Annotated in this window: 15 protein-coding genes; 5 read left to right on the top strand and 10 right to left on the bottom strand. The window is 62.4% G+C overall.

The window, feature by feature from the left end; translation table 11 throughout:
* Positions 1-190: 190 nt before the first annotated feature.
* Positions 191-871, top strand: a complete 681-nt coding sequence (locus tag ACSZOQ_RS19290; protein ID WP_439923967.1) for a DUF938 domain-containing protein — start codon at positions 191-193, stop codon at positions 869-871.
* A gap of 35 nt (positions 872-906) precedes the next feature.
* On the opposite strand, the gene ACSZOQ_RS19285 is transcribed toward ACSZOQ_RS19290, so the two are convergent.
* From ACSZOQ_RS19285 to ACSZOQ_RS19250, 8 genes are all read right to left on the bottom strand, one after another.
* Positions 907-1,404, bottom strand: coding sequence for a VOC family protein (locus tag ACSZOQ_RS19285; RefSeq protein ID WP_439923966.1), 498 nt, complete (start codon positions 1,402-1,404; stop codon positions 907-909).
* A 194-nt stretch (positions 1,405-1,598) separates the two neighbouring features.
* Positions 1,599-2,636, bottom strand: coding sequence for an amino acid ABC transporter substrate-binding protein (locus ACSZOQ_RS19280; RefSeq protein WP_439923965.1), 1,038 nt, complete (start codon positions 2,634-2,636; stop codon positions 1,599-1,601).
* 55 nt (positions 2,637-2,691) lie between these two features.
* Positions 2,692-3,291, bottom strand: coding sequence for a L,D-transpeptidase (locus tag ACSZOQ_RS19275; protein ID WP_439923964.1), 600 nt, complete (start codon positions 3,289-3,291; stop codon positions 2,692-2,694).
* Positions 3,288-3,458, bottom strand: a complete 171-nt coding sequence (locus tag ACSZOQ_RS19270) for a hypothetical protein (protein ID WP_439923963.1) — start codon at positions 3,456-3,458, stop codon at positions 3,288-3,290. The genes ACSZOQ_RS19275 and ACSZOQ_RS19270 overlap by 4 nt, the downstream gene beginning before the upstream one ends.
* Before the next feature lie 152 nt (positions 3,459-3,610).
* Complete coding sequence (locus ACSZOQ_RS19265; protein ID WP_439923962.1) at positions 3,611-4,222, bottom strand: sigma-70 family RNA polymerase sigma factor; 612 nt, start codon at positions 4,220-4,222, stop codon at positions 3,611-3,613.
* Between the two features lie 388 nt (positions 4,223-4,610).
* Positions 4,611-5,351, bottom strand: coding sequence for a response regulator (locus ACSZOQ_RS19260; RefSeq protein ID WP_439923961.1), 741 nt, complete (start codon positions 5,349-5,351; stop codon positions 4,611-4,613).
* Between the two features lies 1 nt (position 5,352).
* Positions 5,353-7,095 (bottom strand): ATP-binding response regulator, encoded by a 1,743-nt coding sequence (locus tag ACSZOQ_RS19255; protein ID WP_439923960.1) that lies wholly within the window; start codon positions 7,093-7,095, stop codon positions 5,353-5,355.
* Positions 7,065-9,104 carry a sensor histidine kinase gene (locus ACSZOQ_RS19250; RefSeq protein ID WP_439926147.1) on the bottom strand — a complete coding sequence of 680 codons (2,040 nt, stop codon included), beginning with the start codon at positions 9,102-9,104 and terminating at the stop codon, positions 7,065-7,067. The genes ACSZOQ_RS19255 and ACSZOQ_RS19250 overlap by 31 nt, the downstream gene beginning before the upstream one ends.
* An 80-nt stretch (positions 9,105-9,184) precedes the next feature.
* On the opposite strand from ACSZOQ_RS19250, the gene ACSZOQ_RS19245 reads away from it, so the two are divergent.
* Positions 9,185-9,583, top strand: coding sequence for a hypothetical protein (locus tag ACSZOQ_RS19245; RefSeq protein ID WP_439923959.1), 399 nt, complete (start codon positions 9,185-9,187; stop codon positions 9,581-9,583).
* A 56-nt stretch (positions 9,584-9,639) separates the two neighbouring features.
* On the opposite strand, the gene phaR is transcribed toward ACSZOQ_RS19245, so the two are convergent.
* Complete coding sequence (gene phaR, locus ACSZOQ_RS19240; protein WP_439926145.1) at positions 9,640-10,236, bottom strand: polyhydroxyalkanoate synthesis repressor PhaR; 597 nt, start codon at positions 10,234-10,236, stop codon at positions 9,640-9,642.
* 289 nt (positions 10,237-10,525) lie between these two features.
* Between phaR and ACSZOQ_RS19235 the strand changes: the two genes are divergently transcribed.
* The 3 genes from ACSZOQ_RS19235 to yddG all read left to right on the top strand — a co-directional run bounded on the left by ACSZOQ_RS19235 (position 10,526) and on the right by yddG (position 13,648).
* On the top strand, positions 10,526-11,704 hold the full coding sequence (locus ACSZOQ_RS19235) for an acetyl-CoA C-acetyltransferase (protein ID WP_439923958.1): 1,179 nt from the start codon (positions 10,526-10,528) through the stop codon (positions 11,702-11,704).
* A gap of 150 nt (positions 11,705-11,854) precedes the next feature.
* Positions 11,855-12,580, top strand: coding sequence for a beta-ketoacyl-ACP reductase (locus tag ACSZOQ_RS19230; RefSeq protein ID WP_439923957.1), 726 nt, complete (start codon positions 11,855-11,857; stop codon positions 12,578-12,580).
* 201 nt (positions 12,581-12,781) lie between these two features.
* Entirely contained in the window at positions 12,782-13,648 is an 867-nt protein-coding gene (gene yddG, locus ACSZOQ_RS19225; protein WP_439923956.1) for an aromatic amino acid exporter YddG, read from the top strand.
* 46 nt (positions 13,649-13,694) lie between these two features.
* On the opposite strand, the gene ACSZOQ_RS19220 is transcribed toward yddG, so the two are convergent.
* The gene (locus tag ACSZOQ_RS19220; protein ID WP_439923955.1) at positions 13,695-15,059 is read right to left on the bottom strand and encodes an AmpG family muropeptide MFS transporter; all 1,365 of its coding nucleotides are present in this window, start codon (positions 15,057-15,059) and stop codon (positions 13,695-13,697) included.
* Between the last annotated feature and the right edge of the window lie 10 nt (positions 15,060-15,069).

Below are 15,069 nucleotides of genomic sequence, written 5' to 3'. Positions count from 1 at the left end.
AGCCGGGCCTCGGTTTGGAGACGGTTAAGCCAGCACGATAGGGCATTGCCGTCCGGCGATGACTGTCGCATGGCTCGCGATCCTGCATACTCGCTGTCCAAGGCCAAAAGACTGTATAAACAGCAGGTCGGCTGACATGGACCCGATGAAGCCCGGTCAGAACTCACGGCAGAATGAAGGATGGCCTTCCATGCCCGACTACACCACCGAATTCGGCAAGGATGGCCGGCGCGTGGAATCCGATGACCGCCTCGACGCAGCTGCGTTTCATCGCAACCATGCCGCGATCTGGGCGGCGCTCGAAACATTCCTGCGCGGCAAGACCGGCGACGTGGTCGAGGCTGGCAGCGGCACCGGGCAGCACGTCGTTTTTTTCGCGCGGCACTCGCCCGACATCACCTGGTGGCCGAGCGATCTCAACGACAATCATCTCCGAAGCATTGCGGCGTGGACCGCCCACGAAGATCTCGCCAACGTCCGCCCGCCGCAGCGGATCGACCTGTCGAATCCGGAGTGGTGCCCGAAGACGAGCGACGGTTCCGGATCCGGCGAGCTGCTCGCCGTGTTCTGCGCCAATGTGATCCATATCGCGCCTTGGCGCGTAGCCGAGGGCCTGATCGCGGGCGCGGCTCGCAATCTACGTTCCGATGGGCGACTGTTTCTCTACGGACCGTTCAAGCGCGGCGGCCGGCACACCGCGCCGAGCAACGCGGCGTTCGACGCCAGCCTGCGCAACAACGATCCCGAGTGGGGCGTGCGCGATGTCGATGAGGTGGCGGAGCTGGCGCAGCGCAATGGCTTGACGCTCACGGAGATCCTCGACATGCCTGCCAACAATCTGATCCTGGCATTCGAACGAAATCCGGGATGACCGGAGCAACCGCGCTTTGGTCACGGGCGGACGGTCTATAGCTCACGCTGGCGTAGAAGATCCTCGAGATCGAGCCTGCGCGTGAACATCGCAAGGCCGCCGTCGGCATTGCGCGGCCATTCCTCTTTCGGCCGATCTCGATAGAGCTCGACGCCATTCTGGTCGGGGTCGCGCAAATAAAGCGCCTCGCTGACGCCGTGATCGCTGGCGCCATCGAGCTGAATGCCGGCCGCATACACCCGATGCAAAGCGTCGGCGAGCGCGGCGCGCGTCGGATACAGAATCGCAGTGTGAAATAATCCGGTGGTGCCGGGCGGGGGCGGCGAGCCGCCCTTGCTTTCCCACGTATTCAATCCGATGTGATGATGGTAGCCGCCGGCGGAAATGAACGCAGCTTGATCGCCGTAGCGTTGCGTCAATTCGAAGCCGAGCACGCCGCAGTAGAAACCGAGCGCGCGTTCAAGGTCGGCGACCTTGAGATGGACGTGCCCGATCCGGGTGCCGGCGGCGACGGGAACCGATACGTCGGACATGGCGTGTGTCTCCGTGAATGACCCGTCCTGACCTCGTGTCCCATCCTATCTTGTAGGGGGACGGGCGCGGGTCAAGCCCGCCGATGACACCGGTGCAATCGATTCTCTGCGCGCTGCTCAGCTTGCTTTGGCCGGTCGAGCGATCAGGCGGCACTACAAAGCCAGGGCTCCTAACCCGTTCCCGCATGACGAGATCACCGCAACGGCGGGGCGTACATGATACCACCAGCATTCCAGAGCTGATTGAGGCCGCGCGGAATTTTCAGCTTCGAATCGGCGCCGACATTACGGTCGTAAACTTCGCCATAGTTGCCGACGTGGCGGATGATGCGCGCCGCCCAGTCCTTCGTCAGACCGAGATCCTCGCCATATTCGCCCTCGGTGCCGACCAGCCGCATCACATCGGGCTTCGTCGACTTCATCGCCTCGTCGATGTTCTTCGAGGTGACGCCGAGTTCCTCGGCGTTGATCATCGCGTAGAGCGTCCATTTGACGATCATCATCCAGTCGTCGTCGCGCTGGCGAACAACCGGCGCCAACGGCTCCTTCGAGATCACGTCGGGCAGGATGACGCTCTCGCTCGGCTTGGTCAGCCGCAGGCGCATGGCGTAGAGCTGGGCAACGTCGGAGGTCACTACATCGCACTTGGCCTCGTCATAGGCCTTCAGCATGTCCTCCAGCTTCCCGAACTTGATCTCCTCGTATTTCAGGTTGTTGGCCTTGAAGTAGTCGGCGAGGTTAAGTTTCGTGGTCGTGCCGTCCTGTACGCAGATTTTCGTATCACCGAGGTCGAGCACCGAGGCGGCCTTGCGCGACGTGCGGACCATAAAGCCCTCGCCGTCATAATAAGCGACCGCCGGGAAATAGAGGTTGTAATTGGTCTCGCGCGACATGCTCCAGGTCGAGTTGCGGGCGAGGATATCGACCTTGCGGCTTTGCAATTCTTTGAAGCGTTGGTCGGCGGCGAGCGGGACGAACTTCACCTTCGCCGGATCATCGAAGATGGCGGCGGCGACGGCGCGGCAGAAATCCACGTCGAAGCCGGACCAGTTGCCCTTGTCATCCGAATTCGAAAAGCCGGGCAGACCGGTGTTGACGCCGCACAGCACGGCGTCACGCCGAACCGTACGTTTCAGGGTCTTGGTGTCGTAGCGCTCGTAGGTGATCGCCATCGCCGCGATGGCGGTAGCGATGGCGAGGCCTATCAGGAGACCGCCTCGAAATGTCCGCATGGATAGCCCCTCTCGCAGTATCGGAAAGTATCAGCGCGAATGACGCGGCGATGAATTAGAGCTTGGGTTTTTGCCGCACGATCACGCGCGTGCCAACTGGAACGCGATCAAAGAGATCGGCAACATCGGCATTGACCAGGCGGAAACAGCCTGAGGAGATCGCGGTGCCGATGGTATCGGGGCGATTGGTGCCGTGGATGCGGTAGACAGTGGTGCCGAGATACATCGCGCGCGCGCCGAGCGGATTGCCGGGGCCACCCGCCATGAAGCGTGGCAGATAGGGCTGACGTGCGATCATTTCCGGCGGCGGAGTCCAGTCCGGCCATTCCGCCTTACGCGTGATATTGAGAATTCCCTGCCACTGGAAACCTTCGCGGCCAACGCCGATGCCGTAACGGATGGCGCGACCGTTGCCTTCAATGAGATACAGATGGCGTTCCGCTGTCTGGATAATGATGGTGCCAGGCGGCTCGGTCGTACGGTAGAGCACAACCTGCTTGCGGTATTCCGGATCGAGTTGAAAAGCATCGTCGGCGATCAGGCCAGGCTCGTCGCCGACATCGGGCTGCCGCTGCTGCGCAAAGCCGTGCGTCGCCGAGAGCATCAGGCAGGCTACAGCAGAAACCGCCAGGGTCAGGTGCCGAAACCCGATCATCGCTTGTTCTCCTCGCTGGAATGGCGGCAGAGACTCGCCGCCAGCATCATCGTCAAATCATATACGGCATAGAATATCAGCAGGGGCGTGATGGCAAGCGACCGCGGCGTCAGCCGGGAATCATAAAGTTTTCGGGAAAACAGCGCCGCAAGGCGGACGAGCTTCACCTCAATGCAAATCCGAGCCCGCCATCAGAACCGGATCGGGGCCATCTCCTCGGTTCCTATGGTCGCCTTGGGATGGATGCCTGAACGCAAGCGGTCCGGAAGGCTATCCCGCTCGGGCCGCTGGAGGTTGGGGTCGCAAAACCGAATGCCGGTCAGGCCGCGAGCGTTGCGACGCCCGCGTCTTTCAGAAGCTCGGCAAGCTGCTTGCGGGCATAAAACATGCGGGTCTTCACGGTGCTTTGCGGAATGCCGATGATTTCGCCGGCCTCTTCGACCGTTTTCTCATGATAGTAGACGAGGTGGATGATCTCGCGATGAGCGGGCGACAGCTTGGCGATGCAGGCGCGCAGGATGGCGCTGACGTTGCTGCGATCGAGCGACGTCTCCGGCGTATCGGCGCCGTCGGCGATTTCGCGGACATTCTCCTGGTCGATATCCTCGTGGCGGCGCTGGCGCATCGCGGTCAGCGCCTTGAAGCGGGCGATCGAGAGCAGCCAGGTTGACACTCGGGAACGACCTTCGAACTGGTCCGCGGTACGCCAGACGTCCAGAAATACCTGGCTGACGATGTCTTCCGCCGCTGTCGCGTCGCGCAGGCTGCGCAGCACGAAACGATAGACCCGCACGTTATGGCGTGAATAGAGGGTATGCATCGCTGTGCGGTCACCGTCGGCAATCTGCTCAAGCAGCATCTCATCTGTGGTCGCCTGGGCAGCGATAATGCCTCGGCGGGCGGCTGCGTTGATCGCAATGACGTTTTGCATGACGGGCTCCCCTTTTTTCGTTAGGCAGATTTTTAGCCAGCCAAGGTTTCAGGACGTCTGCACGACAAGCGGAAAATGGTTTCGCGGGTGGGGAATTGTTTCGTCCCCTCGGCGGCGACGAAACAATCGGCGCAAAATCCTGGCGTGTATTGCGCAAAAGCGGGTACCGGCTTTGCGATCAGAATAGGCGCAAGCTATTGATTGAGAGCATTTTCTTCGCGTGAACCCGACCCCGCTTAGCCGGATCAGGCGGAAAATGCTCCAGTCATTTGAACGTCATTAGACTTTAGCAGCAGAGACCGGCTTTGAAGCCTTCCAAGTCGCCCTCTTGAAGCCAGTCCAGACGCCGCAGGGCTGAATGCCATTCCCGTGGCAGCGGCGGACGGGCTCAGGCCTTGTCGCCGGGGGGCGAAAACAGATAGCCGCCCCCCCGGATGGTCCGGATCACCGCCGGCTTCGCGGGGTCGGGCTCGATCTTGCGCCGTATCCGCATGATCCGCAGATCAATCGCGCGATCGAAGGCTTCACTGTCGCGGGCATTGGCCAATTCCAGCAGCCGCTCGCGCGACAGAACCCGCTTCGGATTGGCGGCGAAAACTTTCAACAGGCTGAATTCCGACGCCGTGAGCGGATGTTCATTGCCTTCGTGGTCACGCAAGGCCTGGGCGTCGAGATCGAGCCATTTGGTGCCGAAGCGGACGAGTTGCCCTGCTGCAGGCCTAGCGGCGACGGCGTCCGCTGTCGCCGGCTCGGCCTTCGGCGCACTCCGGCGCAGCACCGAACGGATGCGCGCCATCAGTTCGCGCAGTTCACAGGGTTTTGCCACGTAGTCGTCGGCGCCGAGTTCGAGGCCGACCACGCGATCGATCGGGCTGGCCGTCGCCGTCAACATGATCACTGGCACGTTGGTGCGGCTCTTGAGGTCGCGAATGATCGAAATGCCGTCTTCTTCCGGCATGTTCAGATCGAGCACGACCAGATCGGGCGTTGCGATGCCGATGGCCTCGCGCAGGCTCTTGCCGCCGTCGCACAGCGTGATGGCAAAGCCGTGCATCTTGAGATAGTCCCCGACCATTTCGCGGGCAGGTGCCTCGTCGTCGACAACGATGATATGCGGGTTTCGGTTCATGTCAGACTATCGCGGGCAGGATGATGGTGAAGGTCGATCCCTGTCCGGGGCCGTTGCTGTCGGCGTTGATCTGGCCGTCATGCATGTCGACGATCCGCTTGACGATCGACAGGCCGAGGCCCGTCGAGCTTTCGCCGGCGGTGGGCTTTGCGGACAGCCGCTGGAAGCGGCCGAACAGCCGCCCCAGATCCTCCGGCGACAAGCCGGCGCCTTCGTCGGTGACACGAATGATGGTGTTGTCCGCGTCGTGGTCGACCAGCAGCGTGATCTTGCCGCCGACCGGGCTGTACTTGATGGCGTTGCTGACGAGATTGTCGATCGCCTCTCGCATCCGATCCTGGTCGCACATCGTGATCCGTCCGGTGGGCGCCGAGACGGCGATGGTCTGCTGCTTGTTGACCGCGGACGGCTGGTTGGATTCGGAGACCTCGGCGACCAGCGCCGCGACATCGACCGGCTCACGCCGGATGGTGATATCGAAGGCGTCGGCCATCGCGTCGGAAATCAGATGATCGACCATCGTAATCAGACGCTTGGTGGCGTCGCGAATATGATCGACCTGCGAGGTGACGGTGTCCCTGGGCGAATCCGCGCCGATAAGTTCGGCTAGCATTTCGGTACGACCCAGGATGACGCCAAGTGGATTTTTCAGGTCGTGCGCGACGGTGCCGAGAATCTCGTTCTTGAATCCGTTAGCCCGCTGCAACCGCAGCCATTGCGCGGAAAGCCGGCGATTGGCCAGCATCAACGCTCGGGTGCGCTGCGCGACTCGGCCTTCGAGCTGCGTGTTGGCGTCCTGCAATTGCTGGTAAAGGATCACATTGTCGAACGCGATCGACAGACGGCTGCCGAAGATTTCGACCAGCGACCGGTCGGTATCCGACAGATCGCGCTCAGCCTGCAGCAGCACCACGACCTCGCGACCGCTGCCGGTGCGGATATAGAGTGCGGAGCGTTGATCGACGAATTCGTGCTTGCGCCGCCTGAAGGCAGCTTCGACCGTCTGTTTGAGATCAGAATCGAGCGATGCCTGTCCGGCAGTTCCGATGAAACGGCTGTAGCAACCCGATCCAGCCAGCACCGCAAAATCATCATCGACCGCGCCGCCGTCACGCAGCACCAGAATCCCGGCGCAATCGACATTCAAGAGCGACGCAATCTGCGTCAGGACGCCCTCGGCGAGACGCTGCATCGATTTGAAATCGTAGAGCGTCGAGGCGGCATCGATGATGATCTCCAGGCCGCGGCGGGTCTGCACCATGCGCTCGAGCTGCTGGTAGCTGCGCAATGCCGCGGTCAGCGAGGTGAACAGTTTGTCGGCGGTGAGTTCGGTTTTCGCCTTGTAGTCGTTAATATCGTAGTCGACGATGACGCGGCGCTCCGGCGCCTGTCCGGGCTGTCCGGTGCGCAGGATGATGCGTACGGTTTCGTTCCGCAGGTCGTTGCGGATGAACTCGACGAGGTCAAGCCCGGCGGCATCGGTCTCCATGATGACGTCGAGCAGTACCGCGGCGATGTCGGGATGCGCGCGCATCAGTTCGCGCCCCTCGGCGGCGGAATAGGCCGACAGGACGTCCAGGGTCTGACCGTTGAGGCTGTAGTCGCTCAGCGCAAAGCGCGTGCCTTCGTGCACGGCCCGATCGTCGTCGATAACGGCGACCTTCCACTTGCGCACCGTCGAAGCTTCCGGGTAATCGGCCCCGGAATCATCGATCAGGTGGAGGACGTCATCCTGGTCGGCCATTGCGTGGTTCCGCTGTCTGTTTCATCCTTGCCTGCCCCACCGCCGACGGCGGCCCGCGGCATGATAATGCGAAAAGTCGTGCCTTGTCCCAGTCCTGACTCCACCATCATCCGGCCGCCGAGCTGCTGGGTGACGAGATTGTAGACGATATGGAGTCCAAGGCCGGTGCCACCCTCGTTGCGGCGCGTGGTGAAGAAGGGATCGAAAGCATGCCGCTGGACATCCGACGTCATGCCGACGCCATTGTCGACAAAAATGATCTCGATGTCATCATCCGCGCGCGGTCTCGCCTTGATGGAAATCGTGCCGGACCGCCCGTCCGGAAACGCGTGATTGGCGGCATTGAGAAAGAGATTGGTTAAAATCTGCCCGTATAAACCGGGAAAGCCATCGATAATCAGGCCTTCCGGGACGTCGACCTCAATGCTGATCGGAGATCGCTTGAGCACCGGGCGCAGGCTGGCGACGATCTGGTCGGTGGATTCGCTCAAACTGAACTGGCGGCGTTCGGCGTGGGACCGGTCCACGGCGACCTGCTTGAAGGACTGGATCAGATCTCCCGCGCGGTGCAGGTTTGCCACCAGTTGCTGGGCGGCATCGCGGCAGGTCCGCACGAATTCCTCGAGCCGCGACCGCCGCAGTGGGGTTGCGGAGCGCAGTTCGGCGTCAAACGTATCCGCGCGCCGCGCGAAACTCGACGCCACGGTCAGGCTGATTCCGATCGGGTTGTTCACCTCGTGCGCGACACCTGCAACCAGCCCGCCAAGCGCGGCAAGCCGCTCCGCGTCCACCAGGTTCCGCTGCGCCGCATTCAATTCCAGCAGGGCGCTCTCGGCCCGTTCCTTCGATGCCCGCAATTCGTCCTCGGCATCGCGTTTGGCGATGGCGTTCTTGCGAAACACCTCGACAGCACGCGCCATGGCGCCGATTTCATCCCGTGCATCGGTGCCGACGACCTTGCGGTCGTAATCGCCGGACATGATCGCGCGCATCGACGTCATGATCTGCCGCAAAGGCAGACGGATGCTGAGCGCGACGACAACGCCAGCGACGACGATGACCGCGAGGAAGATCGCGACGATCGACAGCATCTTGCGCGAGATATCCGTAAGCGTGTGGTCGAAAGTCATCTGCGCGCTCTGCTCGCGCCGCCGCATCTTGACCGACAGACCATCGATCGCGGCGATGGTCTGCGCCTGGCTGGCGTCGATGGCGTTGCGCAGCAAGTCGGTCCGCTTGGTGAGCAATTCGGAAAGGTTTCCAATTCCGTCATGCAGCGCGGATGTCCGGGTTTTGAGTTTTTGCAGCGCGTCGCGCTGGAGATCATTATCCGAAAACTCGATCATTGCCGGGATAGTTCGCTCGATCGCATCAGTATTCTTGCGGACCTCCTCCGCGCTGGTCGATGCGGGCGCCAGATAGTAGGCGTTCGCGGCCACCAGCGTCGCTGTGAACGTCTCGCGGGATTTCCCAAGCGTTGGCCAGATTCGAGCCTCGCGGCGACCGGTCGCGCCCTCGATGATCGAGTAGAGTCCCGCCATGTCCTTGGCTGGCGCCAGTATCTGATCCTCGTAGGTTTTGGTAATGCTCGTCTGTAATGCGCGCAGTTCTTCAAACCCGCCGAGGAAGCGTTCGGTGGCGCGCTCCAGTTCGTCGACCGAGCCCGACAGGATCGGGTCGGTCGAGGCGCGCGTACTCAAGGTACCGAGGACGGCATCGCGCAACAGCAGGATTTCCGCAAACAGATCGGGACTCGGCTGGTTGATGTAGCGATGGATCAGATTTTGCAGCCGACCGGTCTTGCTCTCGAGAACCGCGAGGATCTTGTCGGATTCCCTGACCTGACGCAGGTCGTCCCGCGCGGATCCCAGCGTCTTGGCGCCGCTCCATATCAGCAGCGCCAGCACCAGCACCACCGCAGAATTCAACGTCGCGATCGAAAGAATACGCCAACGGATCGGGATCGCGCGAACCAGACCCACGATGCCCGAACGGCCCAGCGCCGCCAGACCTTCCTGCCCCTTCTCCGCACCTGTGCCGCTCTGGGATTCGGCTGAGCCCAAGTTACTTGACCTTGCGGATTCGCGCGATGCGGTTTGTCGTCTGCAATCCACACTGCGCCTTCATAGAGTTGTGCTTTCATAACTCCGGCGACAGCGACTTCGAGGAGCTGCCGGGCGAGGATTTCAGCGCCCACAGGCTCCATCCATCGATGCGAGCAGAGCTGCCCGAAACCGATGACGGACGGCGCGATGGGACGCTGGCGCTTGTCCCCTTTGAGGAAGTCATCCGTCCGGAGAAAAGGTTCAACGCGACGGAGCCTCAGCGTAGCCACTTGATGAGGGTCGCCGCGCCGATGATGAATGGCGGCAGCCGCGAGCTGGTCTTATCAGAAATGCGTGGCAGAGGGGTAATCGGCCTGCCACGAAGGGCCAGGCATGATGCGGGTTCAATCGCGTTTTCGAGCGAAGCATGTCCTCGGGCTTGACCCGAGGATGGATACCGGCTTGCGTCAAGAAACCGCGTCAAAGGAAGCCGCGAAACCTAATCCTTCTTCGGCTCTTTCGACATCCGCTCGAGACGATCCTGCATCTCCTTCATCTGGCGGCGAAGATCCTCGATATTGTCGCCGGCATTTGAGGCGTCGGGCGTTTTCTCCGGCTCGGGCGCGGCGGTCCCACCGCGCGGCGGCACGAACGGCTTGAACATCGAGAAGGTGCGCTCGAACAATTCCATATTACGGCGGACATGCTCTTCGAGCGGTGCGAAAGGAGTGCCGCTGAAGGTGCTGCTCATCTGCTTGCGGAATTTCTCCTGCTCGCGGGTCAGCATGTCGATCGACTGTTCGAGATATTTCGGCACCACCATCTGCATGCTGTCGCCATAGAAGCGGATCAGCTGTCGCAGGAACGTGGTCGGAAGCAGGTTCTGTCCGGCTTTATTTTCCTGCTCGAAAATGATCTGCGCCAGCACCGAGCGAGTGATGTCATCGCCGGTCTTTGCATCGAAGACGAGGAAATCCTCGCCCTGCTTGACCATCGTCGCGAGATCTTCGAGCGTCACATAAGTGCTGGTGCCGGTATTATAGAGCCGCCGGTTCGCATATTTCTTGATTGTCGTTGGTGTCTCTGATTTCGCCATAGGTCCCACACGTCCATACCGCGGACAAGAAACCCCGCCGGCGTCCACGATGGGGTTAACAAGCGCATTGCAGCAAAGTAAGCACTTTCGGCAGGCTTCGGCTACCGTTTTATGAAGGACAGTTAATTCCAAAGCATAGAGACTGCTCAGGAATATGCCCGGGCACGACTTCTCGCCATTGGTTTGATTGACACACTCTTGTGAGGTTAACAGGATAGAATTCAGACACGGGTCGCCGGCGCGGCGGCTATCGTCCAATTCCACGTCACTCAAGCTCCAGGAGATGTCCATGTCAGACGATGTCGTCATCGTCAGCGCCGCCCGCACCGCGGTGGGAAGTTTCAACGGTGCGTTCGCCACCACGTCGGCTCACGCTCTCGGCGCCGTCGCGATTAAGGCCGCGCTGGAGCGGGCGGGTGTCGAGCCTGGCCGCGTCTCCGAAGTCATCATGGGCCAGATTTTGACCGCGGCGCAGGGCCAGAACCCGGCGCGGCAGGCGTCGATCGCCGCCGGCATTCCGGTGGAAAGCCCGGCCTGGGGCATCAACCAGCTCTGCGGTTCGGGTCTGCGCACGGTCGCGCTCGGCTATCAGGCCATCCTTAACGGCGACTCCGAGGTCGTCGTCGCCGGCGGACAGGAATCCATGAGCATGGCGCCGCATGCCCAGTACCTGCGCGGCGGCGTGAAGATGGGCGGCCTCGAACTGATCGATACCATGATCAGAGATGGCCTGTGGGATGCATTCAACGGCTATCACATGGGTAATACGGCCGAGAACGTCGCCAAGCAGTATCAGATCACCCGCCAGCAACAGGACGAATTCGCCGCCAGCTCGCAGAACAAGGCAGAAGCCGCGCAAAAGGCCGGCCGGTTCAAGGATGAAATCGCACCCGTCACCGTCAAGAACCGCAAGGGCGATATCATCGTCGACACCGACGAGTATCCGAAGGCGGGCGTGACGGTCGAGTCCATCGCCAAACTGCGCCCGGCTTTCGAGAAGGACGGCACGGTCACCGCGGCAAACGCGTCCGGCATCAACGACGGCGCCGCTGCCGTGGTGCTGATGTCGGCCAGGCAGGCGGCGAAAGAGGGCAAGACCCCCCTCGCCCGCATCGTCTCGTGGGCCCATGCCGGCGTCGACCCGAAGATCATGGGCACCGGCCCGATCCCGGCGTCGCGCGCCGCGCTGAAGAAGGCGGGCTGGACTATCGGCGACCTCGACCTGATCGAGGCCAATGAAGCCTTCGCCGCCCAGGCCTGCGCCGTCAACAAGGACCTCGGCTGGGACACCTCCAGGGTCAACGTCAATGGCGGCGCCATCGCCATCGGGCACCCGGTCGGAGCCTCGGGCGCGCGCGTACTGGTGACGCTGCTGCACGAAATGCAGAAGCGCGACGCCAAAAAGGGCCTCGCCACGCTATGCATCGGCGGCGGCATGGGCATCGCCATGTGCGTCGAGCGCGGCTGAGCGGATGAAGGCAGGCGAACGATGTTAAATGGACATCGAGTCACCGCAGTTCACGCTGACAACGAAATGCCCGGCCTCGTGCCGGGCATTTTTATCTGCAAGACTCAACGATCGGGATAGATCCGGCTTGCTGCCGAGGAGGACGACGCAATGGCAAGAGTGGCACTGGTGACGGGGGGAACGCGAGGCATCGGCAGCGCGATCAGCAAGGCGCTGAAAACGGCCGGATACAAAGTCGTCGCGAGTTACGCCGGCAACGATGCGGCGGCGGAGAAGTTCAAAACGGAGACCGGCATCCCCGTCTACAAGTGGGACGTTGCTTCCTTTGAGGCCTGCGCCGACGGCATCAAGAAGGTCGAAGCGGATCTCGGCCCCATCGAGGTGCTCGTGAACAATGCCGGCATCACCAAAGACAGCGCCTTCCACAAGATGACGCTGGAACAGTGGAGCGCCGTCATCAACACCAATCTCGGCTCGCTGTTCAACATGACGCGCCCGGTGATCGAAGGCATGCGCGCCCGCAAGTTCGGCCGCATCATCAACATCTCCTCGATCAACGGCCAGAAAGGGCAGTTCGGACAGGTGAACTATTCTGCGGCGAAGGCGGGCGACATCGGCTTCACCAAGGCCCTGGCGCTGGAGAACGCCAAGGGCGGCATCACCGTGAACGCGATCTGCCCGGGCTACATCAACACCGAGATGGTGCAGGCGGTGCCAAAGGACGTGGTCGAGAAAAACATCCTGCCGCAGATTCCGGTGACCCGTCTCGGCGAGCCCGAGGAGATCGCGCGCGCGGTGGTGTTCCTCGCCGCCGACGACGCCGGTTTCATCACGGGATCGACGCTCTCCGTCAACGGCGGGCAGTATCTGGCGTGAAGAATAGCGCATAGCGTGAACACGCTGCTTCTTTTCCCCTCTCCCCTTTGCGGGAGCCGAGACGAGCGAAGCTCGCTCTTAGGGTGGATGCGCGTCAGCGGGGCCGGGTGAGAGGGACAGCGTCAGCGTGACGGAAGGCCCCTCATCCGACGCGGACTTCGTCCGCGCCACCTTCTCCCGCGAGGGGAGAAGGAAGAAATCATGACCTCCCGCACCGCTACGCTCATCGGCCTCACCGCCATCGTCATGTGGTCGCTGCTCGCGGTCATGACGGTCGCGACCGGACGCATTCCCGCGTTTCAACTGGCGGCGATGACGTTTGCGATCGGTGGCCTCGCCGGCTGCGCAAGCTGGCTGTTTCGCCCCGAAGGCGTCCGCGCATTGCGGCAGCCCCCGGTTGCGTGGCTCGTCGGGGTCGGCGGGCTGTTCGGCTATCACGCGCTGTATTTCATCGCGCTGCGTCTGGCGCCGCCCGCCGAAGCCGGACTGCTGAATTATCTCTGGCCGCTGCTGATCGTGCTGTTTTCATCGTTGCTGCCCGGCGAGCGGCTGGCGCCGCATCATCTGATCGGCGCGATCCTCGGGCTCGCCGGAACGGTGCTGCTGGTCGCGGGCAACACATCAATCCAGTTCGAAAGCAGCCAGATTTGGGGCCTTGCGGCAGCGTTCATCGCGGCATTTGTCTGGGCGGCGTATTCGGTACTGTCGCGGCGGCTGGCCTCGGTTCCGACCGATGCGGTCGCGGGCTTCTGCTTGACGACGGCCGGGCTGGCGGCGGTTGCGCACATACTCGTGGAACCCACGGTGTGGCCGGACAGCGGCGCGCAATGGCTCGCGATCGCCGCGCTCGGCATCGGTCCGGTCGGCCTCGCCTTCTATGTTTGGGATATCGGCATGAAGCGGGGGGACATTCGCGTGCTCGGCGCGGCCGCCTATGCGACGCCGTTGCTTTCGACCACGTTCCTGATATTGGCGGGCTTTGCGAGGCCGACCGCAGCGCTCGCAGTCGCCGCGGTTCTGATCGCAGGCGGCGGATTGATCGCGGCGAAAGACATGATCTGGAAATGAAAGCGGTCAGGACGACGGCTTCTGGCTCGCCGGCGCTGTTCCTTGCTCACGTCTGCAGCGCGGCAAAGTGCCCGCGCCGCTGCAGCCAGGCCAGCAGGATCAGGCTTGGCACGGCGACGGCAACGCAAATCGCAAAGAACAGCGGCCATCCGGTCGCCTCGGCGACGAACCCCGCGCTGGCGGAAAGATAGGTTCGGCCAACCGCAGCCAGCGCCGTGAGTAGCGCATATTGGGTAGCGGTGTGCAGCGGGTTGCGGCACAGCGCCGAGAGATAGGCGACAAAGATCACCGTGCCGATGGCGCTGGTGAAATTCTCCGCCGTGATGGCGAACGCCAGCGCCCATTGATTGACCCCGACCAGCGCCAGCCACGAGAACGACAGATTGGCCGCCGCCTGCAAAATGCCGCCGATCCACAGGCTCGCCGCCAGCGAGTAGCGCCGCGCCACGAAGCCGCCCGCAAAACCGCCGATCAGCGTCGCGGCAAGGCCGACGCCCTTGACGATGGCGGCGTAGTCGTTGCGGGTGAAACCGAGATCGATGACGAATGGTGCGGTCATGGTGCCGGAGAACGCGTCGGTGAACTTGAACAGCACGATGAAGGCGAGCGCGGCGAGAGCATCCTTGCGGCTCAGGAATTCAGAAAATGCGCCGATCGCGGCGTTCATGACGCGCGCAAAACCGCCCTCGGCCCGCGTTGCTTGCTCGGCGCGCACGGACTGCTCAGGCTCGGTGGCGGCAAGCGCGGTGATGGTGCCGATCAGGACCAGCGCAGCCATGGCGATGTAGCCCCATGCCCAGGCGGCGGCGCGCACGAGTCCTGTCCCTTCGAACGCACTGACGAGGAAGAGAGCGCCGGCGGTGGAGACCAGCATGCCGATGCGATAGGCGGCGACATAACCCGCCATGCCGGCGGCCTGCTCGCTTTCCGGCAGGCTCTCGACTCGAAACGCATCGACCACAATATCCTGCGTCGCCGAGGTCGCTGCCACGAGTACCGCGCCGAGCGCGACGAACCACGGTGCCTTTACCGGATCGGTCGAGGCCAGCAGCAGGATCGCCGCAATCAGAAGCAGTTGCGAGAAAACGAGCCAGCCACGGCGGCGACCGAACCGCCGCGTCAAAAACGGAATGTGCAGGGCGTCGACCAACGGCGCCCACAGAAACTTCAGCGTATAGGGTGTGCCAACAAGAACAAACAGACCGATGTCGTGCAGATCGATGCCGGATTCTTTCATCCAGATCTGCAGCGTCGAACCCGACAACGCCAGCGGCAGGCCGGACGAGAAGCCGAGCAGCATCACGATGAGGACGCGCGGTTGTAGATAGACCGCGATGCTCTCGCGCCATGAGGCGCGGGTGGCGGCGTCGGATACTTTCGGCGGGGCGGCGGTGGCGTCCGGAGCAGTCATTCCGCAGTGC

Source organism: Nitrobacter sp. JJSN (genome assembly GCF_051912485.1).
Classification (GTDB): Bacteria; Pseudomonadota; Alphaproteobacteria; order Rhizobiales; family Xanthobacteraceae; genus Nitrobacter.
This window is presented reverse-complemented; position numbering and strand designations above follow the sequence as displayed.

What these genes read in the sequence shown, in the direction of transcription:
- ACSZOQ_RS19290 (WP_439923967.1), top strand. Translation starts at nt 191, where the DNA reads ATGCCCGACTACACCACCGAATTCGGCAAGGATGGCCGGCGCGTGGAA.
- ACSZOQ_RS19285 (WP_439923966.1), bottom strand. Translation starts at nt 1,404, where the DNA reads ATGTCCGACGTATCGGTTCCCGTCGCCGCCGGCACCCGGATCGGGCAC.
- ACSZOQ_RS19280 (WP_439923965.1), bottom strand. Translation starts at nt 2,636, where the DNA reads ATGCGGACATTTCGAGGCGGTCTCCTGATAGGCCTCGCCATCGCTACC.
- ACSZOQ_RS19275 (WP_439923964.1), bottom strand. Translation starts at nt 3,291, where the DNA reads ATGATCGGGTTTCGGCACCTGACCCTGGCGGTTTCTGCTGTAGCCTGC.
- ACSZOQ_RS19265 (WP_439923962.1), bottom strand. Translation starts at nt 4,222, where the DNA reads ATGCAAAACGTCATTGCGATCAACGCAGCCGCCCGCCGAGGCATTATC.
- ACSZOQ_RS19260 (WP_439923961.1), bottom strand. Translation starts at nt 5,351, where the DNA reads ATGAACCGAAACCCGCATATCATCGTTGTCGACGACGAGGCACCTGCC.
- ACSZOQ_RS19255 (WP_439923960.1), bottom strand. Translation starts at nt 7,095, where the DNA reads ATGGCCGACCAGGATGACGTCCTCCACCTGATCGATGATTCCGGGGCC.
- ACSZOQ_RS19245 (WP_439923959.1), top strand. Translation starts at nt 9,185, where the DNA reads ATGCGGTTTGTCGTCTGCAATCCACACTGCGCCTTCATAGAGTTGTGC.
- phaR (WP_439926145.1), bottom strand. Translation starts at nt 10,236, where the DNA reads ATGGCGAAATCAGAGACACCAACGACAATCAAGAAATATGCGAACCGG.
- ACSZOQ_RS19235 (WP_439923958.1), top strand. Translation starts at nt 10,526, where the DNA reads ATGTCAGACGATGTCGTCATCGTCAGCGCCGCCCGCACCGCGGTGGGA.
- ACSZOQ_RS19230 (WP_439923957.1), top strand. Translation starts at nt 11,855, where the DNA reads ATGGCAAGAGTGGCACTGGTGACGGGGGGAACGCGAGGCATCGGCAGC.
- yddG (WP_439923956.1), top strand. Translation starts at nt 12,782, where the DNA reads ATGACCTCCCGCACCGCTACGCTCATCGGCCTCACCGCCATCGTCATG.
- ACSZOQ_RS19220 (WP_439923955.1), bottom strand. Translation starts at nt 15,059, where the DNA reads ATGACTGCTCCGGACGCCACCGCCGCCCCGCCGAAAGTATCCGACGCC.